Genomic DNA, 26,420 nt, shown 5'->3' with positions numbered 1-26,420 from the left:
ATTACAGCTGTCATTTGTACATCATGCGGATAATAAAAATGTCGGAGTCAGGGTTTACTTTTTTTAGTTATGTCACGGTAACGGGCACCGCAAAGGCTTCCTGTTCAAGGAAAAGGAATACAAAAAAGCCCCATCACGTGATGGGGCCATAACTATTTTTTAGATGTAATCAAAGCGTGCAGTAAAGAAACGCAACTGCTTCGGCTCGTAAATAAACTTCAGCCCGCGAATATCTTCTTTGTGCTGGTAAAGTTTAATAATACCGTCAGCCACGACATCCATATGTGCATAGGTATAAACACGGCGTGGAATAGTCAGACGCACGGTTTCCAGTTTCGGTCTGTGGTGTTCACCGGTCACGTTATTACGGCCCGCAGAGATAATTCCGCGCTCCATACTGCGCACGCCGGTTTCCACATAGATGCTGGCGGCCAGACTTTGTGCCGGGAACTCGTCCTGCGTCAGATGCTCGCAGAAGCGACGCGCATCGAGGAATACCGCGTGACCACCCACCGGTTCAACAATCGGTACGCCAGCGGCTTTCAGCTTATCGCCCAGGTAGCGAACCTGCTTCACGCGGTGCTCGATGTACTCGTACTGCATGGCTTCGCGCAGACCAATCGCCATGGCTTCCATGTCGCGTCCGGCCAGGCCGCCGTAAGATGGCATACCTTCGTAAACCACGACTAACTCTTTGGCAGAAGAGAACATTTCGTCATCGTTCATGCACAGGAAGCCACCGATGTTCACCAGACAGTCTTTTTTACCACTCATGGTACAACCGTCGGCGTAGCTGAACATCTCATGCACGATCTCGGCGATGCTCTTGTTCTCAAAGCCCTGCTCTTGCTCTTTGATAAAGTAGGCGTTTTCCACGCAGCGGGTAGCGTCGTAGAACACTTTAATGCCGTGCGCTGCCGTCAGTTCACGCACCGCACGCATGTTCGCCATCGAGACCGGCTGCCCGCCCGCGAGGTTAACCGTCACCGCCAGGCAGATATACGCAATATTCTCTGCGCCTTTTTCATCAATCAGTTTTTGTAATTTTTTAAGATCGATATCACCTTTAAACGCAATATTCAGACCGGCATCGTGCGCTTCGTCACGAACGATATCGACAAACACCGCACCATTTTTTTCCTGATGATAACGGGTGGTAGTGAAATACATATTCCCGGCAACATATTGCCCTGGTTTAATAGCCAGTTGTGATAATAAGTTTTCTGCGCCGCGGCCCTGGTGAGTCGGAACAATATGTTTAAAGCCGAACAGTTCCTGCACGGTTCTTTCCAGATGATAGAAGTTTTCGCTGCCCGCGTACGCTTCATCACCCATCATCATTCCGGCCCACTGCTTGTCGCTCATTGCGTTAGTGCCACTGTCGGTCAGCAGGTCAATATAAATATCTTTCGAATTTAACAGGAAAGTATTGTAACCCGCTTCCTGCATTTTCTTAAGGCGCTCATCACGCGGGATCATAGATACAGTTTCAACGCTTTTAATACGGAAGGGTTCTGCCGGATAATTCATTTTGTTTCTCCAGTAACAGTGGTCATGTACGTATTAATGTGAAGTAAATCATACCTGGTTCATCAATAAAGTCTGATGAAATATAACTATTCGCCTCCTGAGCCAGGGGGAGAAATAATGTGGAGGCACTATGCAAGATTTGATTGATTATGGAAATAGCCCGGTCAACATTAATCACTGGCAATAATTTAAAAAGCTGTAAATATGAGTGATGCAAATCACACGTCATTTTTTTACCCGTTCATATTCAACGAGTTTTTTTTGCGTGTTGATTTGCCCTTCACCGTTGCATGTCACTGGAGAGGGAAAATACTGAAAACTTAACTTTCCAGGCTGTTCTCATAATGTATTGCTCAATGAGTACACCCCAATTTGTGAGAGTCGGATCACTTCGCGGGTTTATATTTGTGATTCACATCACTAAAAGTGTAAAGCAAAGTGTACAATTAAGCGTTGTTTCAGAGTTTGCTATTTGCTTCAGTGAGTTAGATCGCATTTTTAGTCTGGTGCCGACAGGTGTTGTTTTCTGGAGCGTAGGGATATTCAGGCGTGTGAAAGATAATGAATAAATGCGATGAATAATACCGGGTTTATTGGGATGAAGGCGTTTTCTATTTATTCCGAAAGCGTGCTATTCGCGCTTATTTCATCTTATTTACATCTGGACTTCCCCCGAGATACTGGCGTAATTTACAGGGGTTTTATTAGCGCGATGCGAAGGTGCGCCAACACCTGCGCATCGCTAATCACAGTAACTATTAAGTGAGAATAGTCACCATGACTGATACGCATTGTATTGCAGTTTCATTTGATCCAGAAGTGCACGCCGCAGATAACCATCGCCTGAAAGTGGCTTATGCGAGCCGTTATCCTGATTACAGCCGTCTGCCGGTGAAGTACGTCCAGTTTCCATTCATTGTGATGAAAGGACAGTGGCTTAAAGCCGCCGTATTCGACACCGGCACCCGCGTTGATGTGCGCGTAATGCAAGGCTGCATCGTGCTCACCGCCCAAACGCCCCAACCCGAAGAGTCAGCGCTGATGAAATCGCTGCGCAAAGTAGAAAAGCTGTCAGCATGCAAACAAAAGCAGGTGCTGGAGTTTATCGGGGTGATTGCGGGGAAAGGGTCGAAGGGGTGAGAGTGTGATTGTCATTGAGGTGCCTGTGGGCGCCTTTTTGAGCGTTTAGCACAGCATATTTTTCAGTTCTTCTGGGGTATACGGCGGCATGCGCCGGTGCAGCATAGCATGACAATTTGGACACACAGGGATCAGGTCATTGATGGGATCAAGGCGGTAGTCTTCTTTTATTACCGATAAGGGTACCAGGTGATGTACATGGATAAACCCTTCAGCAATCTTACCGTAGACCTTTGACATATCCATGCCACACACTTTGCACTGATAGCCGTGGTGGTGAAGCGCTGCCTGTCGGGCGTTGCGGTCGCGCTCATAGCGATTCACGGTCACCTGAGTCGCTGCCCCCTCGATATATTCAGTTTGCGCCTCGAGTTCTTCAGGGAAGATCGTGTCGCTCACCACCGCAGCACGATTTTTATCCTGAACAATATGAAAACCTTGCTCAGTCAATAATCTAACGCATTTCGAACTGATACCGCCGGAGAAATCCTGAGGGGTAAACGCTTTGCCCGTCAAAAGCGTAGCCGCAATTCCGGCAATAGCTTTTGATGGATAGAGTCGCCCCTGAAATTCCAGCTCATAAAGTCGTGCCTCTTTGAAACGATGCGAGAAGCCCGAGTCATAGGCGTGAATGGCCTTGATGATGTACTCGCGCGGCATCGTGTCAGGTAATTCATTCATGGGGCAGGTTCCTTTAACTAAAGGCTTTCTGAAATAACGGCAAGCGATAAAGTGACATCGATAGTGTATCGGCCTCACTCCTCTTGATCAGGTGATATTTTGCGAGCATCATCGCAATTATTTACCTGATAATGAAATCAATGACTTCCAGTAAAACCCTGCAACAGGCAATTGCCGACATCACTATCTGGCGTAAAGGCGAGCAGCGTGCGCCGCACAAGCCTCTGCTGCTGCTTCATGTGCTGGCGGGGTATCAGCAGGGTCACGGTCGCCTGTTTGACTACGGTTCAGAAGTTCGCGACCCGTTGCATAGCCTGCTGGAGCGATTTGGACCACAGCGCGCGCAGTACCGCCCGGATATGCCCTTCTGGCGCTTACAGGGCGATGGATTCTGGGAGCTCCAAAACGCTGAGCATTGCTCAACATCCGGCAGCAGCAAACAGCCCCCTGCCGGAGAACTGGTGGCGCATAACGTTGCCGGAGGCTTTGATGAACAACATTTTGCCCTGCTGAAAAAGAGCAACAGTCTCATTAACACCCTGGCACAGCAAATTCTCGAGGCTCACTTCACCGAAAGCATCCAGGAAGAGATCGCGGATGAACTGGGATTTGATATCCTGCAAATCCGCAAACAGCGGGACCCGTTGTTCCGCCAGCAGGTTCTACGAGCCTATAACTATGAATGCGCCATCTGTGGCTTCAATATGCGCCACGACAGCACTTCGGTTGCCCTGGAAGCCGCCCATATCAAATGGAAACAGCACGGCGGCCCATGCGAGATTTCAAACGGCCTGGCGCTGTGTGCAATTCATCATAAAGCCTTTGATAAAGGTTCGATTGGGTTGGATGAGAGTATGCGAGTTCAGGTGTCACCCGCAGTAAATGGCAGCGGCATAGTAGGCAGACTATTCTGGGATTTTTCCGGGAAGGAGATTGCTCTACCGATGATACGCGAGAATTATCCAAAAGAAGGGTTTGTGGAGTGGCACAGGAAGGAGGTGTTTAGGGGGTGAGTGCGAAGGCCGGACTCAAAACATCACTCAACCAAATGAAAAACAACAAAAAAATTTCACAAACAATGACATATGCCCCCATTTGTGCCCCCAACCATTTTTTCACCCCGCTTCACCCTAGCTATCTGATATGACTCACTAAATAAGTGTTAAAGCTTCTTTTCGGTTAGGATCCGTCACTCGGAACCTAACCGGGACAAGAGCGCCATAAAAAAGTTTTTTTGCATTTAACTGTTCACACTGTTCACCTCGGTTATTTATCATTTTATATCATGTGGTTAGGTGGTGATGAGTTGGTGAAGAGTGAACAGTCGACTCTTCACCTTTGTGATTTGTGCTCGTTCTGGATCTGTCCGGTCGGGCGATACGCGGGGTGATAAAAAGTTTTTTCAGGTTTTACTGTTCACACTGTTCACCTCTGGTTTTTTATCAATAATTTCATAGTGATACAGGGTGAATATACGGTGAAGGGTGAACAGTGGATTGTTCACCTTGTGCCAATGGCCAGAAAGGAAAAGACCGGCTGATGCCGGTCTGAGTGAGGTTATGTTGCTGTGGGGTCGTCGCACTTCGGCAGCCAGTCGCCGTAGCTTTCCTCTTTCAGCGACAGATTGGTCTGTATCCCCTGCTTGGTGTGCCGCTTCTCATAATTCAGGCCGTACTCTTTCAGCATCATGGGCAGCCCCAGCCCGAACATTTTCAGGCTGAGCACGTTCCTGTAGCCGTTAGCCTCCATATAGGCCAGATACGCGTGATAGAGATATTTACGATAATTACGCGGGATGATGCTGGCATTCCCCATAAACATCCCGTTGGTCTGCGGGAGCATTTCCAGATAGCCGCAAAAATCAAACGTCGGGTCTGCATCACGTTTGATACTGAGCGCCTCGTCGGAGTTCTGCTGCGACTGGAGCAGTGCGCGTGCAGTCATCGGGTCGCTGAACTTCTGCATAAGCTGACGCACAATGACGGCCAGCTCGCGCGCAATTTTATCCCTGAGCTGCGGGTCGCGTTCCTCCGGGGCAATCTGCTCCGGGAAATGAATAATCACCCGGCGACGGGAGACGCCGCCGCTGCGGTCGGTGAAGCGCATCGGGTTATTGTTCACGGCCAGAATCACCGCCGGAATATGCGTTGAGTACGGATTCTGGTATTTCGGGTCAACCGAGACCGCATCGCCGCCGGTGATTGCCTTGAGTCCTGCACCGTCACCGCTCCATTTTTCCTGGTCAGGCAGACGGATTAGCGAGAAGCCAATCAGGGAGGCACGCTTGCGCGGGTCTTCCAGCGTGTCGATGTCGGCCGACGTGGCATTATCTTCCCCGGCAAGCAGGGTCGCGATTTCAGCCAGAATACTTTTGCCGCTGCCGCCGGGACCGGTAACCTCGAGAAAGAGCTGCCAGTCGTAGCGGTTCGCCAGCACCATAAACAGCGCAGCCAGAATCACGTCGCGTTTTTGTGGATTTTTACCGGCTGCACGGTCGAGCCAGCGCCAGAAGTTCGGCGCGTGAGTCTCCAGCGTTTCCCCGTCCACCGGCGGAGTGAAATCCACGTCGCACAGCGTGCGCAGCCAGTGTGATTTACTGTGAGGGCTGAACAGGCCGCTTTGGGTATCGAGTACCCCGTTGCGAAAGCCAATCAGACGACGCGCCGGTGTATCCTGCTGCGGAATAATCAGTTTCAGGGTCTCCACCACCGAGGCAATTTTCCCCGATGAGAACGGGGCGCGCAGACGCTGGAATAAGTCAGCCACATTCCGTGAAAAAGTGGCGGCAGGGATATTTTTCCAGATGCCGTTTTCATAGCGGGACAGGAGCTGGCCGTTCGCATCCACCGCCAGCGCTTCGCTGTAATGCTCATGCACCCGCAAAGCCTTGTCGCTGGCGCTCATGGCGGTAAATTCCGCCTCGCTCATGGTGTCGAACGGACTTTGCGCCGGTGGCCGGATAGCGTCATAAATGGCTTTCCGGGTGGCTTCTTCACCTTTCTGCATAAACGCATCATTCCAGTCACCGAACACCGGCGGCAGGGCAACAATGCCCTCACAGGCCTCTGCGGCCACGGCGGCTTTTGTCTGGCCATCGCCGTTAAGGTCACGGTCGGCGGCGAGGACAATCTGACAGGCCGGGTATTTGTGACGGGCAAGGCTCGCCAGAGAAAGGAGGTTCACGGAGGACAGCGCCACTATGACGGTTTCGCCGGTCAGGAGATGCACGGTGAGCGCGGTTGCATAACCCTCCGCAATCCACAGGCGTTTTCCGGTCTGTTTCTGTCCTTCGATGATATGACATGCCCCTTTGACCTGGCCGCCTTTCAGGGTGCGTTTGAGACCGTCAGAATTAATAAGCTGAAGGTTAACCAGTGCGCCGGTATCGTCAGACAGCGGGACAACCACATCCCCGGCGCGGAACGTCACGCCGCCGGTTTTATGCATGGCGGTGAGCGTCAGACATTCCAGAGCGGGGAAACCCTTGCGGGTGAGGTAGGCGTTGCCGGTGGCTGGTCGGGTTTTCTCCATGAGCCTGACGGCCAGCGCAGCCGCCGCTTTGCGGTCGGCCACAGTTTCGGCCTCTGCGGCCGCAATCACTTCCGGGGCAACCAGCGACAGATTGCCGGTCACGGCGTTCACCTTCCCGGCGGCCTCTGAGGGAGTCACGCCAAACACTTTTTCTACCAGCTTAAGCCCGTCACCTGCGCCACACTGATTGCAGAACCACGTCCCGCGCCCCTCTTTATCGTCAAAGCGAAAGCGGTCGGAGCCGCCGCATACCGGACAGGCCTGATGGCGGTTTTTAATCACCTTCACACCCAGCGCAGGGAGAATGCGCGGCCAGTGGCCGCACGCCTGTTTTACCGTTTCTGTTACGTTCATTTTCATGGTTGTTTTCTCCCTCAGTGCAGTACTGGTGCGGTGATATGGCGGGCGCAAAGCTCATCCATCACGGCCAGCCCGAGAAAGGACAGCGACGGCGCGGCTTTGAGTGGTCCGGCTTCCATTAAATCTTCCAGCAGTGCACAGGCAATCTGGCGGCCTTTTTCCTCGCCATGCTGGCGCAGGTAGAAGCCCTCCAGCTCGGCGGCAATGGCGCTTTCCAGCGCGTCGAGGGTGAGGTGTGGATAGCGGTGCTGACGTTCGCACAGGGTCAGCCATGCACAGGCCACGGCGCGACGATAGAGCGCGGCGCGTAATACGGGCGGTAATGGCTTTTTCATACGTTACCCTCCCCGGTAAGCCACTGCTGATTGCAGCGTTCGACCACGCCGTCGAGCTGGGCGGTCATGAGGTAAATCACAGAGGTGAGCTGTAACTGCTGCGCCGGGTCACGACGAACGGTGGCGCAGTCCTGCACCTGCATCAGGTCGCCGACGAGCTGGCCGACATTGCGCATATGCTCCAGACATTCGAGGTCACGGGCGGTAATGGTGGTGTGCCTCATGCGCGCACCTCCGCAACCGGCAGACGCCCAGCAAACGAGAGGACGTAATCGCGAACGAGGGAAAGGCGTGCGGCGTGCTCATCACCGGCAACGGTGCGAAGCATACAAATACGGGGTTTACGGTCTGCGCGACGAACGGCGGCAAACACAAAGACAAACTGCGGGTGTGACGGGGTGAGGGTCGTAGCCATAAGGGCAACCTCCTTGAAGTAGCGGTTATTGCCACCACCGGAGCTGCAAATCTCATGGGTGGTAGCCCGGACGGGGTTTGCAGTACCGGCCTTCAAGGAAACCGGCCAGCCCGAAGGCTGCCCCGCCCGGACCACCATTATCTGACAGGGGCTATGGAATAAGCACCACAGCCCGAAAAATAGGTGTGCCTGAGCAACGACATAAAAAAACACGCTCGGCGCGTGTTGTGTCGCCTTGAAGTTACACGGGCTGCAAATCCCGGCTGCCGATTTTGCGACAGCGGGAAAACTATACCTGGAAACGGCGAAAAGAAGCAAGCCAGAAAAAGGGGCTGTTTGCTGAACGGTCATCATCATGCGTCATAGCCCCGGTTACGTTCGGCAATGCGATCCGCCATCCATGCAGTGATTTCAGACTGCGCCCACGCCACATTTTTTCCGCCTAGGGAGATTTGTTTCGGGAAGGCTTCCCGGCTGATGAGGTCGTAAATGGTCGAGCGGGACAGGCCGCACAGATGCATCACTTCGGGCAGACGGATAAAGCGCTCGTGAACGGTATCAGAAACCGGCATCAGCGGCGCGGCAGGGGCAGAAGACGGGGAAGAAAAAGCAGTGTGCATCGGGCTACCTCACAAAGTCCATACAGTGCCGGTCGTGTCCGTCCGGCTTCGGGTAGCTCTCTATTTTGTGAATATTTTCCTTCAGGGCAACAAGTCATTTTGTATTACTCCACCACACAACAGAGCGATTTTTATACAGTGGCAAACAGTGACAATTGTTGACAATCTCTGATAACAAAATGGCAAACCGATAATTACTTTTATTTATATATTTATTATTTTTAATTGCTAAAAAGTCTAAGTAGCTGGCTGGCTGAACAAACTGAAGGGTGAACAGTGGTGAACAGACGGTGAACAGTCAGACCTTCAACTGTTCACCTCTTAACTCGCTGTATTACTTATCTTTTTATTTAAGGTGAACAGTGGTGAATAGTTATAAGTAAAAAAACAAACGGTGAGTAAGGTTTTCCTGCGACCTTTCTCTGGCCAGCCTGATTTTAAGGTCTGTTTGTGCCAGCACTCTGACAACGGCAATGAATCGTGTTGTTGTGCAGGAGGCGTCAGAATCATTTCAGGTTGAACACACGGAGAGCCTGAACATGAAACCCGAACTCATTATCAAAGCCATGCAGACCGTTATCAGTAAACAGGATGAAGGCGCGGAACAACGTATTGCCGGTGCACTGACCGCACTTAATGAAGCAAAAGACGCACACACGGCCAGCATGGGAAAACTCAGCGACATTGAGGCTTCCATTCAGCGTTGTGAGCAGGAACGACAGACTGCCCTCAGTGAAAGCGCACAGGCCGAACAGGACTGGCGCAGCCGCTTTCGAACCCTGCGCGGTAACCTCACTCCTGAACTGAAAGCTGAACACAGTAAACGTATCGCCAGCCGCGAACTGGCTGATGAGTTCACCGGTCTGATTACCGAGCTGGAGAAAGACAAAAGCCACGCCATGCTTGGAGCATGCTCCTCCGGTACTGCTTATATCAGCGCCCATGAAAAAGCGTTCACCACTTACGCCAACAGCGAGTGGAAGAAGGCGCTGGCCGGTATCAGCCCCGCACTGTTACGTGCCTTTCTGTTGCGTATACGGTCGCTGGAAATGAGCGGAGAAACCTCGCCGCGTGCGACCGTGACTCGTGAGCTGGGTGATGCCCTGAATCTGCAGTCAGCCCTGTATCATTTTGATATGGCGCAGGAACCGGTTCTGTCCGTAACGGGCATGAATCGCCCGGTCATAACCGGGGTTGATATGGCGCTGTTAAGAAGCCCGGCCAGACGGATGAAGCTTGCCGCTGAACTGGCCGAAAAATCCCACGAACATGCAGAGGGCTGAATCATGTTTCACTGCCCGTTCTGCAAAAAGACCGCGCACGTCCGTACCAGCCGGTATCTGTCGGAAAACGTCAAACAGCGTTATCACCAGTGTACCAATATCGAATGTTCGGCCACTTTCCGCACCATCGAGTCGGTTGACGGTGTGATACGTGCCGCACCGGAGAAAACCGACCCCGCCCCGGTGACGCCACCGCCGCCGCGTAAAGTACAGGGCTGCTACAGCTCGCCGTTCCGGCATTAATCAGGAGAGAGACTCGTGACCACTGTGACCATACAGCAGGCCTTTGAGGCCTGTCAGACGAACAAAAATACCTGGCTGAAACGTAAAGCCGAACTGGCAGACCTTGAACGGGAATACCGTGAACAGCTCCTTGCCGGTGACGAACAAATCCCGCGCAGAATGCAGGATTTGCGCGACAATATCGACGTGAAAAAATGGGAGATTAATCAGGCCGCCGGTCGCTATATCCGCTCACATGAGGAGGTGCAGCATATCAGCATCCGCAACCGTCTCCATGACTTTATGCAGCAGCACGGCGCGGAACTGGCCGCCACGCTGGCTCCTGAGCTGATGGGGTATAACGAACAGCTTCCCGCAGTAAAACAGAGCGCCATGCAGCACTCGGTTGATTATCTGCGTGAAGCCCTGTCGGTGTGGCTGGCCGCAGGTGAAAAAATTAATTATTCCGTGCAGGACAGCGATATTTTAACGGCCATCGGATTCAGGCCTGATGCGGCTTCGCGGGATGATAATCGCGAGAAATTCACCCCGGCACAGAACCTGATTTACACCCGCCGACGTGCAGAACTGGCCGCACGGTAGCACGCAAAAAAATCCCCGAAAATTCCACTATTTTTGCCGAAAAAAGCCATGCATCCATAAGGTGCATGGTTTTGCATGCAAATCCCCGTATTTTTTATCCCACGCAACACCAGTACCGGCGCGGCCTGAGACGGTTCATGCATCTGCATTAAAAGCGACCTCTTAAGCGGGCAGGCGTGGCGGGGAGAGCATTGCGCGCTAACAGTGATAATAATTATTTTGCGCTCACATAGCGTCATGATGGCTCGACTTTAAGAAATTGCGATGTAATTAATGTTTTTGAGATGGAAGATCCAATGTGATAAATGGCAGATGTTCAAATTCTGAAAACAAGAGGTTTCTAATGCCCCGGATGATCATTTAATGGATTCAATTCCTAACTCATTAACTGAGTCCTAAATACCAAATCTAACACCAACCTTTTACAACCCTTTTGTAATGGCTATATTTTGTTGCTTACAAACACCTCTATCTATCTAACTTGATTCGATTCAATCGATATTCTAAGCTCACCTTAAACTGTATTTCCCAGTGGAGAAAAAAAGAAATTCTAATTCTATGGTTTTATTTAATAAAAATTAAAGGTGAATTAAATTAGGGTATGGGCAGATTCGATGGGGAATGTTCTCCATCGAATCTTAGCCAAATAAGATCATAAAGCCGATTTAAACTCTTTAACCCATGAAAATAAAGTTTTTGAGCGCCGTTTAGCTGTGTCTACTGCTAACCCATTAGCTTTTTCGATAAGAAAATCTGCAGCGGTAGACTCATCAATTTCGGTAATTCTCTCCACACCACAATATTTCATCCAAGCCCAGCCACAATCTGAGTTTTCGAATGCCTCTGCCAGCAAAGATATTTGTTCCTTGGGGTTTTGAGCATAAAAAACTTTCCAGCCAAGAGGTTGGAGAACAAAACCATTAGTTTTAACTAACCCCAATAATCTTGCTGCGTGTTTATAATAATTTATTTGTCGAGGAGTAATACCCTCAGACTCTTCATTGAATAACTCATTATTACCGACAGAACCAACCAACTTAATAACCCTATGAATATCATCAGCTTGGGGAACAAGTTCACTCGAAAAGTATCTTTGGTTATGTTCTTGAATTTTCTCTTTTTCAGATGCTAATTTTTTTGCATCTATAGTGAATAACGATGCACCAGCATTTGACCTGACTTCTAATTTATAGTTGTAAGTTCTTAAACTGGAGAGTAGAGCCTCAAAATCGTCCAAATCAACACCAAGACCTTTAATGGCCTCATAATCAAGTTCAGATGATTTCAAAACAGAAAGAAATTCAATGAAATTGCTTATGAAAACGTCATTATTCTCGGCGATAAACTTTGATTTATAAGAACCTATGGATGAAGTATAGGGTATAAGTGAAAAGTCATCATTACAAATAACTTTGGCTACTTTATTATATAAAGAATTCCAAGTATTAACAATTTTTTGGATTGGCTCCCACTCAATATTCTTCTCGCTTCGGTCACGATAAATTCTTATTTCGTGGACATTATTTAATATTTCTTTCTCGTCATTATAGACAACAGAAAACTCCCCATCCTCATCTAATGCTACAAAATAGCCAGCTGGCGGGAGCGTTTCTGAATCAATACTCCGATAAGGAAGAACATCTACTTTGCAGTCAGATAAATCATACGGAGTTGATATAATAATAATATTTTTATTAATGAAAAAATCTCTAACTTGAATAAGTCCAGAATCAAGATTAGAAATTTCTAAGTTGTTCATCGGTGCATAATACCATGAATCAAAACTATCAGACTCATCAAACCAATAAACTAAATAGAACTCTTTAGTTTTTGCACTCTTAGCTAAAAATGTCCTTGGTACATCATAAAAACTATAGATTTTCTCTATAGAAAGCTCACCAAGTTCATTCGTAATTGGTAAGTAATACATAATTAACCTACTATCTTAAAATTACTTTCAATTCGAGTATTTAGTCTTAACCAAGTTTCGAAATGAGATTTTTTATTTGGTTTTGACGCTTTACCATGAACAGGTTCAAGCCTGCCAATTGCAATCTTTTTTTTCCGTAAAGCGGCGTGAAAATTTCTTGCACACTGCACCTGCTCAAGGTCCCTGAACATGGATGTACCATAATCGCTAGGCCTAAGCTTGCCTGTTTTTTTAATGTGAGGTTCCTGGTTATGCCCAACAAAGTCCTTGTCAGTCGGCGGGTCATTTGCCACGATCCGGAAAGCATCTCCTGTAGCATCGACTGCATCTTCAGGAGGAACATACTCAGGAAAATCAGCCGGCCAAGGATACTCAGAATAATCCATATCAATCCCTCAATTTATCAAAGAGTTAAGCCTCTCAGTCGCAATCCTAAGCGATTCTTTGCTAAGGTCATTGCCCAGAAAGAATCTATCATTTTCTAGAGCAGCAACACCTACCGGGCAGGCTCCCATAAATGGATCGCAGACAATTTCACCAGCAATACTACTTTGTTTTAGCAATATTTCCATAAGCTTTGAGGGTTTTTCTGTAGGATATCCCTTCAAAATTCTTGGGCAAGAGAGGACATCTGGAATAGAAAGGTCGTTAAGTTTTCGTTTTCCCTTCTCAAAGAATAGAATAAATTCATACTTCGCACGGTAATGGTAGCCCATCCCTATCCGTTGTTTATCCCAAACCAAGGGTTTCCAAAACTTAAACCCCACCTTCTCAGCCACCGGCTTAGCATAAAAGGCTGTCTCTTGATCACAAAAAAGATAAAAATGTGTATTTTTTTTCATGACCCTATAGATTTCTCTAAATAACTCTTCGAATCGTTCATTAGGAAAGATTTCGAACCACTCATTACTTGATTTCGTACTATTTTTTAATCTTGTTGTTGTGCCGACTTTCCGATGTTTTTCAAGTGACTCATAAGCAGGGTCAGTAATGACCAAGTCTAATGAACCATCTTTCAGAGTCTTAAGGAAATCAACAGCATCCATTTGAAAAACATTATATTTATTATTCATTTTTTTGTATCACTGTCGGCTAATTATTCACATAAATAATATTGTATATCCATACAGTAATTCTTTCAATCCATCTTAATCTTACTATGTAGTTTCGAAGTGCGATGCCATATATGTCAAAATGAAGACTGAAGTAGACTTTCCATGTTAAACAACTTTGCATAATCATAAGGAGTGATGGGTTTTGTCATGTTCATCTGAAGGTAATCCGCCCACCACTGCACCATTAACCTACGCTCATCCAAATGCTCAGAAGTATGTATGTAAGCCGCACGCACATTATTACGTTCTGAATGGCTTAATTGTCGTTCTATAGCGTCATCACTCCATAACCCTGACTCACCCATTGCACCACGTGCCATCGTCCTAAATCCATGCCCACAAACTTCGGTTTTCGTATCATATCCCATCGCACGCAAGGCGCTGTTTACAGTGTTTTCACTCATAACCTTAGTTGCATCATGATCACCCGGAAATAGCAGCTCTTTATCACCACTAATTTGCTTTAGCTTTTCTAACAAAATCATCGCCTGCCGACTAAGCGGAACGATATGCTCCTCTTTCATCTTCATGCCACGGTACGAGTAGCGCACGCCTTTAATTTCTTCTCGTTTTGCAGGAATACGCCAAAGAGATTTATCGAAGTCGAACTCATCCCAACGCGCGAAACGTAACTCACTGGAACGCACAAAAGTTAGTAAGGAAAGCTCGACCGCGATCCGTGTCATTACGCGGCCACGATATGCAGCAAGACGTGCAAGAAACTCAGGGAACCGGCTGGAGGGTAAAGCGGGGTAATGTCGCGCTTTGGTTGTTGATAGCGCACCGGCCATATCACTGGCTGGATTTGAGTCGATGTAATCGTTCTGTACGGCGTAACGCATTATGGCCGTGACACGCTGTTGCAGGCGCTGAGCAACATCATGCTTACCACTGGCATCAACTTTTTTAATCGGGGCTAACAGGTGGCTGGTTTTGAGCTGGCGAATGTCGGACGAACCGATATGAGGGAAGATATAAAGCTCAAGATAGCGAAGAACGCGCGATCGATGGTCTTCGCTCCAGCGCTTGTTACTGGCATGCCATTCACGAGCAATGGTTTCGAAAGTATATGCACCCGAATTCTCGGCCTGAGCTTCCTTCTGTTCGGCTTTTGGGTCAATGCCCTGCACTAACAGCTTTTTAGCTTCATCACGCTTTGCTCGTGCCTGAGCAAGCGTCACAGTAGGCCAAACACCAAACGCGAGGCGATCTTCTTTTTTGTCAGAGGGGCGTCGGTATTTCATGCGCCAGTATTTAGAACCCTTGGCCGAAACCTCGAGATACAAACCACCGCCATCGGCCATTTTGTAGTTTTTGTCTTTTGGCTTTGCGGTCTCGACCTGTCTGGCGTTGAGCTTCATTTGGGGGCACATTTCTAATCGAAGTTAAGATGCCCCCAATTATGCCCCCAATGACATCCGGATTTCAACGGACTATCTCGGACGACTCAGGACGTAAAAATCGCTGCAAGCATTGATTTTAAAGGGATAATTGGACTTTCTCGGATGGTCTTGGAAGTACTAATGGTGCCGAAGGCCGGACTCGAACCGGCACGTATTTCTACGGTTGATTTTGAATCAACTGCGTCTACCGATTTCGCCACTCCGGCACGGAAGGGATGCGGAAAACGTTGTGGATTATACCTGTCATGCGCCACCATGCAAGCGCCAGCGTGTGTCTGGCTCGCTAAGTGTTGAAAATTTCAGCATTACCTTTCTTAGCTGTAACCCTCATCACAGTTTGCCCCCGCCTTAATCCCCCCTTCTGCGAAGCGTCCCGTTTCCCCATGCTCTACACTTCCAGTTCAACACCACACTGAGGGAAACACGATGTCGATGATAAAAAGCTACGCTGCAAAAGCGGCGGGCAGCGAACTCGAACTCTATGAATATGATGCGGGCGAGCTTAAGCCGGAAGATGTCGAAGTCCAGGTCGATTACTGCGGTATCTGCCATTCTGATTTGTCGATGATCGACAACGAATGGGGATTCTCTCAGTATCCGCTGGTTGCCGGGCATGAGGTGATTGGTCGCGTGGCGGCGCTCGGCAGCGCGGCGCAGGATAAAGGTCTGAAGGTTGGTCAGCGCGTCGGCGTTGGCTGGACGGCGCGCAGCTGTGGGCACTGCGACGCCTGTATCAGCGGTAATCAGATCAACTGCCTTGAAGGGTCTGTTCCCACAATTCTTAATCGCGGTGGCTTTGCCGAGAAGCTGCGGGCCGACTGGCAGTGGGTGATTCCGTTGCCGGAGAGCATCGATCTTGCGGCCGCTGGCCCATTACTGTGCGGCGGCATCACGGTGTTCAAACCGCTGCTGATGCACCATATCACCGCCACCAGCCGCGTCGGGGTGATCGGCATCGGCGGCCTGGGGCATATCGCCATTAAGCTGTTACACGCGATGGGCTGCGAAGTGACCGCGTTCAGCTCCAATCCGGCGAAAGAGCAGGAAGTGCTGGCAATGGGGGCGGATAAGGTGGTCAACAGCCGTGATCCGGATGCGCTACAAGCGCTGGCGGGCCAGTTCGATCTCATCATTAACACGGTTAACGTCGATCTCGACTGGCAGCCCTATTTTGAAGCGCTGGCCTACGGCGGTAACTTCCATACCGTCGGTGCGGTGCTGAAGCCGCTGCCGGTTCCGGCGTTCACCTTAATAGCCGGCGATCGCAGTATCTCCGGTTCGGCAACCGGTACGCCGTTCGAACTGCGCAAGCTGATGAAATTTGCCGGGCGCAGCAAGGTGTCGCCCACCACCGAACTGTACCCGATGTCGCAAATTAACGAAGCCATCCAGCACGTGCGTGACGGTAAGGCCCGCTACCGCGTAGTGCTTAAAGCAGACTTCTGATCATCTTTGCCGGGTGGCGTAAGCTTCCCGGCTATTCTCCCCGCTATTCCAGACAGGTTAAATTCTCCTCACAATCTCCGTAATTTAGCGGTGAAGAGTGCGTCACGGTTGCCTATACTCCAGGCAGGATAAATGGAGGAAATCTCAATGAGCGCACCCCTGCTAATTGCCCGCACGCCGGACACCGAACTGTTTTTACTGCCAGGCATGGCCAACCGTCACGGGCTGATTACCGGCGCGACCGGGACCGGTAAAACCGTCACGCTACAGAAGCTGGCCGAATCGCTGTCCGAGATTGGCGTGCCGGTATTTATGGCCGATGTGAAAGGTGACTTAACCGGCGTGGCCGAGGAAGGACAAGCCTCTGAAAAGCTGCTCGCCCGCCTGAAAAATATCGGCATTACCGACTGGCAACCGCATGCTAATCCGGTCACCGTGTGGGATATCTTCGGCGAAAAAGGTCACCCCGTGCGGGCCACGGTATCAGACCTCGGTCCGTTGCTGCTGGCCCGTCTGCTGAACCTCAACGACGTGCAGTCCGGCGTGCTGGATATTATCTTCCGTATTGCCGATGACCAGGGTCTGTTGCTGCTCGATTTCAAAGACCTGCGGGCCATCACCCAGTACATTGGCGATAACGCTAAATCCTTCCAGAATCAGTACGGCAATATCAGTAGCGCCTCGGTCGGGGCGATCCAGCGCGGGCTACTGTCGCTGGAGCAGCAGGGAGCGGCACACTTCTTTGGCGAACCGATGCTGGACATCAAAGACTGGATGCGTACCGACGCCAGCGGCAAAGGGATGATTAATATCCTCAGCGCCGAGAAGCTCTACCAGATGCCCAAACTGTACGCCGCCAGCCTGCTGTGGATGCTCTCCGAGCTGTACGAACAGCTGCCGGAAGCGGGCGATCTGGAGAAACCAAAACTGGTGTTCTTCTTCGATGAAGCGCACCTGCTGTTCAACGATGCTCCGCAGGTGCTGCTGGATAAAATCGAACAGGTGATCCGCCTGATCCGCTCGAAAGGGGTCGGCGTGTGGTTCGTCTCGCAAAACCCGTCGGATATTCCGGACAACGTGCTTGGTCAGTTGGGAAACCGTGTGCAACATGCCCTGCGCGCGTTCACGCCGAAAGACCAGAAAGCGGTGAAAAGCGCGGCGCAAACCATGCGCGCCAACCCGGCATTTGATACCGAAAAAGCCATTCAGGAGCTGGGTACCGGTGAGGCGCTGGTGTCGTTTCTGGACGCCAAAGGTAGCCCGTCGGTGGTTGAACGAGCAATGGTGATTGCGCCATACTCACGGATGGGACCGGTGACGGACGACGAGCGTAACGGGCTGATTAATCACTCTTCGTTGTACGGCAAATATGAAGAAGAGATCGACCGCGAGTCCGCCTATGAACGTTTACAGCAAGGCGTGCAGGCCAGTACCGAGCAGCAAAATACACCTCCCGCCAACGGTAAAGCTGTCGATGTGGATGGCGGTATTCTCGGTGGGTTGAAGGATATTCTGTTTGGCAGCACCGGCCCCCGCGGCGGTAAGCGCGATGGCGTAGTGCAGAGCGTGGCGAAAAGCGCAGCGAGGCAGGTTACCAATCAGATAATCCGCGGCATGTTGGGGAGTTTGATGGGCGGGAGAAAACGCTAGCCCCGTGTTACGGGTCCGGAGTAGGCCTGAAAAGCGCAACGCTATCAGGCCTACGATTACTGTGATTACGACTTACGTAGCATTAGCCACAAGCTTATCAGGAAGAAGCTGGCGCTTGGCAGCAGCGCACCGATAATCGGCGGAATGCCGTACACCAGCGTCAGCGGGCCAAAGATTTGGTCCAGCACATAGAACACAAAGCCGAAGCTAATCCCTGTCACCACGCGCACACCCATCGGGACGCTACGCAGCGGACCAAAGATAAACGACAGCGCCATCAGCATCATGACCGCCACCGACAGCGGCTGGAAGACTTTGCTCCACATATTGAGCTGGTAGCGTCCGGCATCCTGGCCGCTCGACTTCAGGTACTTCACGTAGTTATGCAGACCGCTAATCGAGAGCGCATCAGGATCCAACGCCACAACGCCGAGCTTGTCGGGCGTCAGGTTGGTTTTCCAGGTGCCGCTCACCGTTTGCGAGCCGGTGATTTGCTTCGGATCGGTCAGGTTGGATTCATCTACCTGCGACAAACGCCAGACCTTCTGCTCCGGGTCAAACGTCGCGCTTGCGGCATAGCGTACAGACTGCAGACGGCGCTTGTCGTTAAACGAGTAGATGCTAATCCCGCCTAACTCGGCATCGCCTTTCACCCGCTCGATGTAGACAAAGCTGTCACCGTCTTTCGCCCACAAACCCTGCTGGGTAGAGAGCAGCGAGCCGCCGTACATCTGCTGCGCACGGTAGTTACGCGCCATCTGTTCGCCTTGTGGCGCGACCCATTCGCCGATAGCCATCGTCAGCAGCACCAGCGGAATCGCGGTTTTCATCACCGACAACGCCACCTGCATACGGGTAAAGCCGGAAGCCTGCATCACCACCAGTTCACTACGCTGGGCCAGCATGCCCAGCCCCAGCAATGCCCCCAGCAGCGCCGCCATCGGGAAGAAGATCTGAATATCTTTCGGCGCACTGAGCAGGGTATACAGCCCGGCGCCCATCGCATCGTAGCTCCCCTGCCCGGCTTTTTTCAGCTGGTCAACGAACTTGATGATCCCGGAGAGCGACACCAGCATGAACAGCGTCATCATGATGGTGGTGAAAATGGTTTTACCGATATAGCGGTCAAGTACACCAAAAGGCTGCATTATACCGCTCCTTTACGCATAAAACGGGCACGCAAGCGGCGCATCGGCACCGTATCCCAGAGGTTAAGCACAATCGCCAGCGCCAGATACGCCAGGTTAACCGTCCACATCCAGAACACTGGATCCAGCTTACCTTTACCGCCGTTCGACTTCAGCGACGTCTGAACCAGGAAGAACAGCAAATAGAGCAGCATTGCTGGCAGCATCGACAGCACGCGCCCCTGACGCGGGTTCACCACGCTCAGCGGTACGACCATCAGCGCCATCATAAATACGGTGAATACTAACGTGATACGCCAGGTCAGCTCCGCGCGGGCACGATCGGTGTCGGTCGTCCACAGCGTACGCATGTTCATCTGGTCGGTATCATTTGGATCCAGTGCCACGGCCTGATGACCGATAATCGCCTGATAATCCTGGAAGTCGGTAATGCGGAAATCGCGCAGCAGCGCGGTACCTTCGAAGCGCGTCCCCTGGTTCAGCGTCACGACCTGAGAGCCATCACGCATCTGGGTAAGATGTCCGGAATCGGCTACGACGACCGAAGGACGAGCGTTGCCTTTCGGGCGGATTTGCGCGAGGAACACGTCTTTGAAGTTGCTGCCGTCAACGCTTTCGATAAACAGCACCGAACTGCCGTTGGTCGCCTGCTGGAATTGCCCCTGAGCAAGCGCCGCCATACCGGGGTTCGCTTTCGCCTCCGCCAGGACTTCGTCCTGATGTCTGGAGGACCACGGCCCGGCCCACATCACGTTGACCGCCGCAATAATACTGGTAAACAGCGCCAGCACCATCGCCGCTTTCACGAGCACTGCCTTGCTCAGCCCGCAGGCGTGCATGACCGTAATTTCGCTTTCGGTATACAGTTTGCCCAGCGTCATCAACAGCCCGAGGAACAGGCTTAAGGGCAAGATAAGTTGCGCCATTTCTGGCACGCCCAGCCCCAGCAGCGAGAGCACCAGATTTGCCGGGATATCACCGTCAACAGCCGCACCAAGGATCCTGACCAACTTTTGACAAAAGAAGATCAAAAGCAGGATGAATAGGATCGCAAGTTGGCTTTTGAGCGTTTCCCGAACCAGATATCTTATGATTATCACTTTAAATACGCCCGTAAAAACCCGTCTTTTGCCGGAATTTAGCTTGTTTCATGGCTTAAACGTCATTTATTCTCTTGAGTCGTCGAAATCGTCGCTAAGATCATTATACTCAACGGATCCACCTCTCAGAAATTGTTCTGACGTGCCAATGCCGTAATAACGTTAAGATTAACACGAAGTCACCGCAACAGCGGGTATGAGTTACGAAAGCTTGCAATTCTATCCGTAGCCACCGCCGTTGTCTTTAAGATTCAGGAGCGTAGTGCATGGAGTTCAGTGTAAAAAGCGGTAGCCCGGAGAAACAGCGGAGTGCGTGCATCGTCGTGGGTGTCTTTGAACCACGCCGCCTCTCTCCGATTGCAGAGCAGCTCGACAAGATCAGCGACGGGTACATCAGCGCACTGCTGCGTCGCGGCGAACTGGAAGGCAAACCGGGTCAAACCCTGTTGCTGCACCATGTTCCTAACGTTCTGTCTGAGCGAATTCTCCTTATTGGGTGTGGCAAAGAGCGCGAACTTGATGAGCGCCAGTACAAGCAGGTCATTCAGAAAACCATCAATACCCTGAATGATACAGGCTCAATGGAAGCCGTCTGCTTTCTGACTGAGCTGCACGTCAAAGGGCGCAATAACTACTGGAAAGTGCGTCAGGCCGTTGAGACGGCACAGGAAACGCTGTACAGCTTTGATCAACTGAAGACCAACAAAAGCGAGCCACGTCGCCCGCTGCGTAAAATGGTCTTCAATGTGCCGACCCGCCGCGAGCTGACCAGCGGTGAGCGTGCGATCCAACACGGTCTGGCGATCGCCGCCGGCATTAAAGCGGCAAAAGATCTTGGCAACATGCCGCCGAACATCTGTAACGCCGCCTACCTGGCCTCTCAGGCGCGCCAGCTGGCAGACAGCTACAGCAAAAATGTTGTGACCCGTGTAATCGGCGAGCAGCAGATGAAAGAGCTGGGCATGCACTCTTATCTGGCCGTCGGTCACGGCTCGCAGAACGAGTCGCTGATGTCGGTCATCGAGTACAAAGGCAATCCGTCCGAAGACGCGCGTCCGATTGTGCTGGTCGGTAAAGGGTTAACTTTTGACTCCGGCGGTATCTCCATCAAACCTGCCGAAGGCATGGATGAGATGAAATACGACATGTGCGGCGCGGCAGCGGTATACGGCGTGATGCGCATGGTGGCCGAGCTTCAGCTCCCCATCAACGTTGTCGGCGTGCTGGCGGGCTGTGAAAACATGCCGGGTGGCCGCGCGTATCGCCCAGGCGACGTGCTGACCACGATGTCTGGACAGACCGTCGAAGTGCTCAATACGGATGCCGAAGGCCGTCTGGTGCTGTGCGACGTGTTAACCTACGTCGAGCGCTTTGAGCCAGAAGCGGTGATTGACGTCGCAACCCTGACCGGCGCGTGCGTGATTGCGCTGGGCCATCACATCACCGGCCTGATGTCGAACCACAACCCGCTGGCGCATGAGCTGATCGGTGCGTCCGAGCAGGCTGGTGACCGCGCGTGGCGTTTGCCGCTGGGTGATGAATACCAGGAGCAGTTAGAGTCCAACTTTGCGGATATGGCGAACATCGGCGGACGTCCTGGCGGTGCCATTACCGCGGGCTGCTTCCTGTCACGCTTTACCCGTAAGTACAACTGGGCGCACCTGGATATCGCCGGTACTGCATGGCGTTCAGGGAAAGCTAAAGGCGCAACCGGTCGTCCGGTCGCGTTGCTGTCGCAGTTCCTGCTCAATCGTGCCGGTTTTAACGGCGAAGAGTGATGTAAAACGCCGGGTGGCGCTACGCTTACCCGGCCTACAACGTCACTCAACCGTAGGCCGGGTAAGCGTAGCGCCACCCGGCTTTGCATTTAAATCCACAACAAGAAGCCCCATATCATGAGAAACGCAACGTTCTATATTCTGGACAATGACAACACCGTCGATGGCTTAAGCGCCGTTGAACAACTGGTGTGTGAAATTGCCGCAGAACGTTGGCGTGCTGGCAAGCGCGTGCTGATCGCCTGTGAAAACGAAAAGCAGGCTCTTCGACTGGATGAAGCTCTGTGGGCGAGACCGGCAGAAAGTTTTGTTCCGCATAATCTGGCGGGAGAAGGCCCCAGAGGCGGCGCGCCGGTAGAGATTGCCTGGCCGGAGAAACGCAATAGCAGCCCGCGCGACCTGCTCATCAGTTTGCGCGTTGGCTTTGCAGATTTTGCCACCGCTTTCACAGAAGTGATAGACTTCGTTCCTTACGAAGATTCTTTGAAACAATCGGCACGCGATCGCTACAAAGCTTACCGCGTGGCTGGTTTTAACCTGAATACGGCAACCTGGAAATAATGGAAAAGACATACAACCCACAAGATATCGAACAGCCGCTTTACGAGCACTGGGAAAAGCAGGGCTATTTCAAACCTAACGGCGATGAAAGCAAAGAGTCCTTCTGCATCATGATCCCGCCGCCGAACGTCACCGGCAGTTTGCATATGGGTCATGCTTTCCAGCAAACCATCATGGATACCATGATTCGCTACCAGCGCATGCAGGGTAAAAACACCCTGTGGCAGGCCGGTACCGACCACGCGGGTATCGCTACCCAGATGGTGGTTGAGCGTAAGATTGCCGCTGAAGAAGGTAAAACCCGTCACGACTACGGTCGCGAAGCGTTTATCGACAAAATTTGGCAGTGGAAAGCGGAATCCGGCGGCACCATTACCCGTCAGATGCGCCGTCTCGGCAACTCCGTTGACTGGGAGCGCGAGCGCTTCACTATGGACGAAGGTCTTTCCAATGCCGTGAAAGAAGTCTTTGTCCGCCTGTACAAAGAAGATCTGATCTACCGTGGCAAGCGTCTGGTCAACTGGGACCCGAAACTGCGCACCGCTATTTCTGATCTGGAAGTGGAAAACCGCGAGTCTAAAGGCTCCATGTGGCACATCCGCTATCCGCTGGCTGACGGCGCGAAAACCGCAGACGGTAAAGATTACCTGGTCGTCGCCACCACCCGTCCGGAAACCGTACTGGGTGATACCGGCGTAGCCGTTAACCCGGAAGATCCGCGCTACAAAGATCTGATCGGCAAATTCGTTGTCCTGCCGCTGGTTAACCGTCGCATTCCGATCGTCGGCGATGAACACGCCGACATGGAAAAAGGCACCGGCTGCGTGAAGATCACCCCGGCGCACGACTTTAACGACTACGAAGTCGGGAAACGTCATGGCCTGCCAATGATCAACATTCTGACCTTTGACGGCGACATCCGCGAAACCGCGGAAGTGTACGACACCAAAGGCGAAGAGTCCGACGTTTACTCCAATGAAATCCCGGCTGAGTTCCAGAAGCTGGAACGTTTTGCTGCGCGTAAAGCGGTGGTTGCCGCCGTTGATGCCCTGGGCCTGCTGGAAGAAATTAAACCGCACGACCTGACCGTACCTTACGGCGACCGTGGCGGCGTGGTTATCGAACCGATGCTGACCGACCAGTGGTACGTCCGTGCCGACGTGCTGGCAAAACCGGCGGTTGAAGCGGTTGAGAATGGCGACATCCAGTTCGTACCGAAGCAGTACGAAAACATGTACTTCTCCTGGATGCGCGATATTCAGGACTGGTGTATTTCCCGTCAGCTGTGGTGGGGTCACCGTATCCCGGCATGGTATGACAACGACGGCAATGTCTACGTTGGCCGCACCGAAGACGAAGTGCGTCAGGAAAACAACCTCGGCGCCGACGTTGCACTGCGTCAGGACGAAGACGTTCTTGATACCTGGTTCTCCTCCGCGCTGTGGACGTTCTCCACTCTCGGCTGGCCGGAAAACACCGATGCGCTGCGTCAGTTCCACCCAACCAGCGTGATGGTTTCCGGCTTCGACATTATCTTCTTCTGGATTGCCCGCATGATCATGATGACCATGCACTTCATCAAAGATGAAAACGGCAAGCCGCAGGTTCCGTTCAAGACCGTCTACATGACCGGTCTTATCCGTGACGACGAAGGCCAGAAGATGTCCAAATCCAAGGGCAACGTGATTGACCCGCTGGATATGGTCGACGGTATCTCTCTGGCAGAACTGCTGGAGAAACGTACCGGCAACATGATGCAGCCGCAGCTGGCTGAGAAAATTGCCAAGCGTACCGAGAAGCAGTTCCCGGACGGCATCGAGCCGCACGGCACCGACGCCCTGCGTTTCACCCTGGCAGCGCTGGCCTCTACCGGTCGCGATATCAACTGGGACATGAAGCGTCTGGAAGGTTACCGTAACTTCTGTAACAAGCTGTGGAACGCCAGCCGCTTCGTGCTGATGAACACCGAAGATCAGGATTGCGGCTTCAACGGCGGCGAAATGACCCTGTCTCTGGCGGACCGCTGGATCCTCGCTGAATTCAACCAGACCATCAAAGCGTACCGCGAAGCGCTGGATAACTTCCGCTTCGATATCGCCGCGGGCATTCTGTACGAGTTCACCTGGAACCAGTTCTGCGACTGGTATCTGGAGCTGACCAAGCCGGTCATGAACGGTGGTTCCGAATCTGAACTGCGCGGCACCCGCAATACGCTGGTTACCGTGCTGGAAGGTCTGCTGCGCCTGGCGCACCCAATCATTCCGTTCATCACCGAGACCATCTGGCAGCGCGTGAAAGTGATTTGTGGCAACACTGCAGATACCATCATGCTGCAGCCGTTCCCGGAATATAACGCAGCGCAGGTTGATGAAGCGGCGCTGGCCGATACCGAATGGCTGAAGCAGGCAATCGTCGCCGTACGTAACATCCGTGCGGAAATGAACATCGCCCCGGGCAAACCGCTGGAGCTGCTGCTGCGTGGTTGCAGCGCTGATGCGATGCGTCGTGTGAACGACAACCGCAGCTTCCTGCTGAACCTGGCACGTCTGGAAAGCATTACCGTGCTGCCAGCCGATGACAAAGGCCCGGTCTCCGTGACCAAAATCATCGACGGCGCCGAGCTGCTGATCCCGATGGCTGGCCTCATCAACAAAGAAGATGAGCTGGCGCGTCTGGCGAAAGAAGTGGCGAAAATCGAAGGTGAGATTGCCCGTATCGAAGGCAAACTTTCCAACGAAGGTTTCGTTGCCCGCGCACCGGAAGCAGTCATCGCCAAAGAGCGTGAGAAGCTGGATGGTTACGCAGAAGCCAAAGCGAAGCTGATTGAACAGCAGGCGGTCATCGCCGCGCTGTAATTGCCTATGCCGGATAGCGCTACGCTTATCCGGCAAACGGGCACCGTCAACGTAGGTCGGATAAGCGTAGCGCATCCGACACCACAGACGATAAAGCCTCTGACGCATATGCTCAGAGGCTTTTTATTGAATTATCCTCGCTTGCGCTTCCCCTCACCGCAGTGGTATTAACTGCATATGTCTCACTTTTATGTCATGAGTTCGCTATGAGTGCCATTACCTCCGTCGCGGCAACGCTGCGCCGAATTTCTGCCGATGATAACGCCGCCATTGCCCGCGTTATCCGCAAAGTTTCCGCTGAATACGGGCTTACCGCCGATAAGGGGTATACCGTTGCCGACCCTAATCTGGACGAACTGTTCCAGGTTTACAGCCAGCCGGGCGCGGCCTACTGGGTGGTTGAGCAAAATGGTGAAGTCGTGGGCGGCGGCGGTGTTGCACCGTTAGGATGTAGTGAACCAGACATTTGCGAGCTGCAAAAGATGTACTTCCTGTCGAGCGCGCGCGGTCAGGGGCTGGCGAAAAAACTGGCGCTGATGGCGCTCGAACATGCCCGCGAGCAGGGTTTTAAACAGTGCTATCTGGAGACCACAGCGTTTCTGACTGAGGCAATCCGCCTGTATGAGCATTTAGGCTTTGAGCATATCAGCGAAGCGCTGGGCTGTACCGGGCACGTAGATTGTGAAGTGCGGATGTTAAAGCCCCTCTGACCTT

At 51.9% G+C, this 26,420-nt stretch carries 25 protein-coding genes and 1 tRNA gene; 11 read left to right on the top strand and 15 right to left on the bottom strand.

Translation table 11 applies throughout. The features are described 5' to 3' along the window. Positions 1 to 159: 159 nt before the first annotated feature. A complete protein-coding gene (locus tag ACHHZ7_RS16075) occupies positions 160 to 1,530 on the bottom strand; it encodes a tyrosine phenol-lyase (protein WP_016155590.1) in 1,371 nt (456 codons plus the stop codon). Between the two features lie 777 nt (positions 1,531 to 2,307). Here ACHHZ7_RS16075 and symE point away from each other — a divergent pair. Further along, positions 2,308 to 2,670, top strand: a complete 363-nt coding sequence (symE, locus tag ACHHZ7_RS16070; protein WP_060682808.1) for an endoribonuclease SymE — start codon at positions 2,308 to 2,310, stop codon at positions 2,668 to 2,670. Positions 2,671 to 2,715: 45 nt separating this feature from the next. Here symE and ACHHZ7_RS16065 read toward each other — a convergent pair whose 3' ends face one another. Further along, complete coding sequence (locus ACHHZ7_RS16065) at positions 2,716 to 3,351, bottom strand: HNH endonuclease (RefSeq protein ID WP_060682809.1); 636 nt, start codon at positions 3,349 to 3,351, stop codon at positions 2,716 to 2,718. 140 nt (positions 3,352 to 3,491) lie between these two features. Here ACHHZ7_RS16065 and ACHHZ7_RS16060 point away from each other — a divergent pair, with 140 nt between their 5' ends. Then, positions 3,492 to 4,364 carry a phosphorothioated DNA-binding restriction endonuclease gene (locus ACHHZ7_RS16060; RefSeq protein ID WP_060682810.1) on the top strand — a complete coding sequence of 291 codons (873 nt, stop codon included), beginning with the start codon at positions 3,492 to 3,494 and terminating at the stop codon, positions 4,362 to 4,364. Positions 4,365 to 4,908: 544 nt separating this feature from the next. Here the strand turns inward: ACHHZ7_RS16060 and ACHHZ7_RS16055 are convergent. Genes ACHHZ7_RS16055 through ACHHZ7_RS16035 form a run of 5 tightly spaced genes read right to left on the bottom strand, consistent with a single transcriptional unit; the run spans position 4,909 to position 8,612 of the window. Continuing rightward, positions 4,909 to 7,242, bottom strand: a complete 2,334-nt coding sequence (locus tag ACHHZ7_RS16055) for a primase-helicase zinc-binding domain-containing protein (RefSeq protein ID WP_060682812.1) — start codon at positions 7,240 to 7,242, stop codon at positions 4,909 to 4,911. Between the two features lie 14 nt (positions 7,243 to 7,256). Then, complete coding sequence (locus tag ACHHZ7_RS16050; protein ID WP_001472077.1) at positions 7,257 to 7,577, bottom strand: DUF5375 domain-containing protein; 321 nt, start codon at positions 7,575 to 7,577, stop codon at positions 7,257 to 7,259. Continuing rightward, positions 7,574 to 7,801, bottom strand: a complete 228-nt coding sequence (locus tag ACHHZ7_RS16045; RefSeq protein WP_001216599.1) for a hypothetical protein — start codon at positions 7,799 to 7,801, stop codon at positions 7,574 to 7,576. The genes ACHHZ7_RS16050 and ACHHZ7_RS16045 overlap by 4 nt, the downstream gene beginning before the upstream one ends. Beyond that, positions 7,798 to 8,349, bottom strand: a complete 552-nt coding sequence (locus ACHHZ7_RS16040; protein ID WP_058678336.1) for a host cell division inhibitor Icd-like protein — start codon at positions 8,347 to 8,349, stop codon at positions 7,798 to 7,800. The genes ACHHZ7_RS16045 and ACHHZ7_RS16040 overlap by 4 nt, the downstream gene beginning before the upstream one ends. Further along, entirely contained in the window at positions 8,346 to 8,612 is a 267-nt protein-coding gene (locus ACHHZ7_RS16035) for an AlpA family transcriptional regulator (RefSeq protein ID WP_000556587.1), read from the bottom strand. The genes ACHHZ7_RS16040 and ACHHZ7_RS16035 overlap by 4 nt, the downstream gene beginning before the upstream one ends. A gap of 539 nt (positions 8,613 to 9,151) precedes the next feature. On the opposite strand from ACHHZ7_RS16035, the gene ACHHZ7_RS16030 reads away from it, so the two are divergent. From ACHHZ7_RS16030 to ACHHZ7_RS16020, 3 genes are read left to right on the top strand one after another with little or no spacing between them, the layout of a single operon-like run. Then, positions 9,152 to 9,895 (top strand): capsid protein, encoded by a 744-nt coding sequence (locus tag ACHHZ7_RS16030; RefSeq protein WP_265453569.1) that lies wholly within the window; start codon positions 9,152 to 9,154, stop codon positions 9,893 to 9,895. Between the two features lie 3 nt (positions 9,896 to 9,898). Further along, entirely contained in the window at positions 9,899 to 10,138 is a 240-nt protein-coding gene (locus ACHHZ7_RS16025) for an ogr/Delta-like zinc finger family protein (RefSeq protein WP_000468231.1), read from the top strand. 15 nt (positions 10,139 to 10,153) lie between these two features. Further along, a complete protein-coding gene (locus tag ACHHZ7_RS16020) occupies positions 10,154 to 10,720 on the top strand; it encodes a phage polarity suppression protein (protein ID WP_060682813.1) in 567 nt (188 codons plus the stop codon). A 652-nt stretch (positions 10,721 to 11,372) separates the two neighbouring features. Here ACHHZ7_RS16020 and ACHHZ7_RS16015 read toward each other — a convergent pair. The 5 genes from ACHHZ7_RS16015 to ACHHZ7_RS15995 all read right to left on the bottom strand — a co-directional run bounded on the left by ACHHZ7_RS16015 (position 11,373) and on the right by ACHHZ7_RS15995 (position 15,374). Continuing rightward, a complete protein-coding gene (locus tag ACHHZ7_RS16015; protein WP_060682814.1) occupies positions 11,373 to 12,650 on the bottom strand; it encodes a DUF6575 domain-containing protein in 1,278 nt (425 codons plus the stop codon). Positions 12,651 to 12,652: 2 nt separating this feature from the next. Beyond that, positions 12,653 to 13,036 carry a hypothetical protein gene (locus ACHHZ7_RS16010; protein WP_060682815.1) on the bottom strand — a complete coding sequence of 128 codons (384 nt, stop codon included), beginning with the start codon at positions 13,034 to 13,036 and terminating at the stop codon, positions 12,653 to 12,655. Between the two features lie 9 nt (positions 13,037 to 13,045). Beyond that, on the bottom strand, positions 13,046 to 13,723 hold the full coding sequence (locus ACHHZ7_RS16005; RefSeq protein ID WP_060682816.1) for a DNA methyltransferase: 678 nt from the start codon (positions 13,721 to 13,723) through the stop codon (positions 13,046 to 13,048). Positions 13,724 to 13,839: 116 nt separating this feature from the next. Further along, positions 13,840 to 15,126 (bottom strand): integrase arm-type DNA-binding domain-containing protein, encoded by a 1,287-nt coding sequence (locus ACHHZ7_RS16000; RefSeq protein ID WP_060682817.1) that lies wholly within the window; start codon positions 15,124 to 15,126, stop codon positions 13,840 to 13,842. A 163-nt stretch (positions 15,127 to 15,289) separates the two neighbouring features. Further along, a tRNA-Leu gene (locus ACHHZ7_RS15995) sits at positions 15,290 to 15,374 on the bottom strand. A gap of 220 nt (positions 15,375 to 15,594) precedes the next feature. On the opposite strand from ACHHZ7_RS15995, the gene ACHHZ7_RS15990 reads away from it, so the two are divergent. Beyond that, positions 15,595 to 16,614, top strand: a complete 1,020-nt coding sequence (locus ACHHZ7_RS15990; protein ID WP_060682818.1) for an NAD(P)-dependent alcohol dehydrogenase — start codon at positions 15,595 to 15,597, stop codon at positions 16,612 to 16,614. Between the two features lie 147 nt (positions 16,615 to 16,761). Beyond that, entirely contained in the window at positions 16,762 to 18,264 is a 1,503-nt protein-coding gene (locus ACHHZ7_RS15985; protein ID WP_060683757.1) for a helicase HerA-like C-terminal domain-containing protein, read from the top strand. Positions 18,265 to 18,329: 65 nt separating this feature from the next. Here ACHHZ7_RS15985 and lptG read toward each other — a convergent pair whose 3' ends face one another. From lptG to ACHHZ7_RS15970, 3 genes are all read right to left on the bottom strand, one after another. After that, a complete protein-coding gene (gene lptG / locus ACHHZ7_RS15980) occupies positions 18,330 to 19,412 on the bottom strand; it encodes an LPS export ABC transporter permease LptG (RefSeq protein ID WP_008786067.1) in 1,083 nt (360 codons plus the stop codon). Further along, positions 19,412 to 20,512 carry an LPS export ABC transporter permease LptF gene (gene lptF, locus ACHHZ7_RS15975; protein ID WP_032942200.1) on the bottom strand — a complete coding sequence of 367 codons (1,101 nt, stop codon included), beginning with the start codon at positions 20,510 to 20,512 and terminating at the stop codon, positions 19,412 to 19,414. Before lptF ends, lptG begins: the two co-directional genes overlap by 1 nt. Before the next feature lie 62 nt (positions 20,513 to 20,574). Continuing rightward, on the bottom strand, positions 20,575 to 20,625 hold the full coding sequence (locus tag ACHHZ7_RS15970; protein WP_212723231.1) for a hypothetical protein: 51 nt from the start codon (positions 20,623 to 20,625) through the stop codon (positions 20,575 to 20,577). Between the two features lie 153 nt (positions 20,626 to 20,778). Here ACHHZ7_RS15970 and pepA point away from each other — a divergent pair, with 153 nt between their 5' ends. The 4 genes from pepA (at position 20,779) to ACHHZ7_RS15950 (ending at position 26,416) form a co-directional block, all read left to right on the top strand. Further along, positions 20,779 to 22,290: a leucyl aminopeptidase gene (gene pepA, locus ACHHZ7_RS15965; RefSeq protein WP_003025870.1), complete on the top strand. Its 1,512-nt coding sequence runs from the start codon at positions 20,779 to 20,781 to the stop codon at positions 22,288 to 22,290. A 117-nt stretch (positions 22,291 to 22,407) separates the two neighbouring features. Beyond that, positions 22,408 to 22,851, top strand: coding sequence for a DNA polymerase III subunit chi (gene holC / locus ACHHZ7_RS15960; RefSeq protein ID WP_003830256.1), 444 nt, complete (start codon positions 22,408 to 22,410; stop codon positions 22,849 to 22,851). Continuing rightward, positions 22,851 to 25,706, top strand: a complete 2,856-nt coding sequence (locus tag ACHHZ7_RS15955; RefSeq protein WP_008786064.1) for a valine--tRNA ligase — start codon at positions 22,851 to 22,853, stop codon at positions 25,704 to 25,706. Before holC ends, ACHHZ7_RS15955 begins: the two co-directional genes overlap by 1 nt. A 206-nt stretch (positions 25,707 to 25,912) precedes the next feature. Then, a complete protein-coding gene (locus ACHHZ7_RS15950; protein ID WP_003025856.1) occupies positions 25,913 to 26,416 on the top strand; it encodes a GNAT family N-acetyltransferase in 504 nt (167 codons plus the stop codon). Positions 26,417 to 26,420: the final 4 nt, after the last annotated feature.

Source organism: Citrobacter freundii complex sp. 2024EL-00216 (assembly GCF_043945515.1).
In the GTDB taxonomy this organism is placed as follows: domain Bacteria; phylum Pseudomonadota; class Gammaproteobacteria; order Enterobacterales; family Enterobacteriaceae; genus Citrobacter; species Citrobacter portucalensis.
The sequence above is the reverse complement of the archived record's forward strand: the minus strand, read 5'-3'. Positions and strand labels throughout refer to the sequence as shown.

Excerpts from the sequence above, each read along its gene's own strand:
- ACHHZ7_RS16075 (WP_016155590.1), bottom strand. The coding sequence starts at position 1,530 with ATGAATTATCCGGCAGAACCCTTCCGTATTAAAAGCGTTGAAACTGTA.
- symE (WP_060682808.1), top strand. The coding sequence starts at position 2,308 with ATGACTGATACGCATTGTATTGCAGTTTCATTTGATCCAGAAGTGCAC.
- ACHHZ7_RS16065 (WP_060682809.1), bottom strand. The coding sequence starts at position 3,351 with ATGAATGAATTACCTGACACGATGCCGCGCGAGTACATCATCAAGGCC.
- ACHHZ7_RS16060 (WP_060682810.1), top strand. The coding sequence starts at position 3,492 with ATGACTTCCAGTAAAACCCTGCAACAGGCAATTGCCGACATCACTATC.
- ACHHZ7_RS16055 (WP_060682812.1), bottom strand. The coding sequence starts at position 7,242 with ATGAAAATGAACGTAACAGAAACGGTAAAACAGGCGTGCGGCCACTGG.
- ACHHZ7_RS16050 (WP_001472077.1), bottom strand. The coding sequence starts at position 7,577 with ATGAAAAAGCCATTACCGCCCGTATTACGCGCCGCGCTCTATCGTCGC.
- ACHHZ7_RS16045 (WP_001216599.1), bottom strand. The coding sequence starts at position 7,801 with ATGAGGCACACCACCATTACCGCCCGTGACCTCGAATGTCTGGAGCAT.
- ACHHZ7_RS16040 (WP_058678336.1), bottom strand. The coding sequence starts at position 8,349 with ATGATGATGACCGTTCAGCAAACAGCCCCTTTTTCTGGCTTGCTTCTT.
- ACHHZ7_RS16035 (WP_000556587.1), bottom strand. The coding sequence starts at position 8,612 with ATGCACACTGCTTTTTCTTCCCCGTCTTCTGCCCCTGCCGCGCCGCTG.
- ACHHZ7_RS16030 (WP_265453569.1), top strand. The coding sequence starts at position 9,152 with ATGAAACCCGAACTCATTATCAAAGCCATGCAGACCGTTATCAGTAAA.
- ACHHZ7_RS16025 (WP_000468231.1), top strand. The coding sequence starts at position 9,899 with ATGTTTCACTGCCCGTTCTGCAAAAAGACCGCGCACGTCCGTACCAGC.
- ACHHZ7_RS16015 (WP_060682814.1), bottom strand. The coding sequence starts at position 12,650 with ATGTATTACTTACCAATTACGAATGAACTTGGTGAGCTTTCTATAGAG.
- ACHHZ7_RS16010 (WP_060682815.1), bottom strand. The coding sequence starts at position 13,036 with ATGGATTATTCTGAGTATCCTTGGCCGGCTGATTTTCCTGAGTATGTT.
- ACHHZ7_RS16005 (WP_060682816.1), bottom strand. The coding sequence starts at position 13,723 with ATGAATAATAAATATAATGTTTTTCAAATGGATGCTGTTGATTTCCTT.
- ACHHZ7_RS16000 (WP_060682817.1), bottom strand. The coding sequence starts at position 15,126 with ATGAAGCTCAACGCCAGACAGGTCGAGACCGCAAAGCCAAAAGACAAA.
- ACHHZ7_RS15990 (WP_060682818.1), top strand. The coding sequence starts at position 15,595 with ATGTCGATGATAAAAAGCTACGCTGCAAAAGCGGCGGGCAGCGAACTC.
- ACHHZ7_RS15985 (WP_060683757.1), top strand. The coding sequence starts at position 16,762 with ATGAGCGCACCCCTGCTAATTGCCCGCACGCCGGACACCGAACTGTTT.
- lptG (WP_008786067.1), bottom strand. The coding sequence starts at position 19,412 with ATGCAGCCTTTTGGTGTACTTGACCGCTATATCGGTAAAACCATTTTC.
- pepA (WP_003025870.1), top strand. The coding sequence starts at position 20,779 with ATGGAGTTCAGTGTAAAAAGCGGTAGCCCGGAGAAACAGCGGAGTGCG.
- holC (WP_003830256.1), top strand. The coding sequence starts at position 22,408 with ATGAGAAACGCAACGTTCTATATTCTGGACAATGACAACACCGTCGAT.
- ACHHZ7_RS15955 (WP_008786064.1), top strand. The coding sequence starts at position 22,851 with ATGGAAAAGACATACAACCCACAAGATATCGAACAGCCGCTTTACGAG.
- ACHHZ7_RS15950 (WP_003025856.1), top strand. The coding sequence starts at position 25,913 with ATGAGTGCCATTACCTCCGTCGCGGCAACGCTGCGCCGAATTTCTGCC.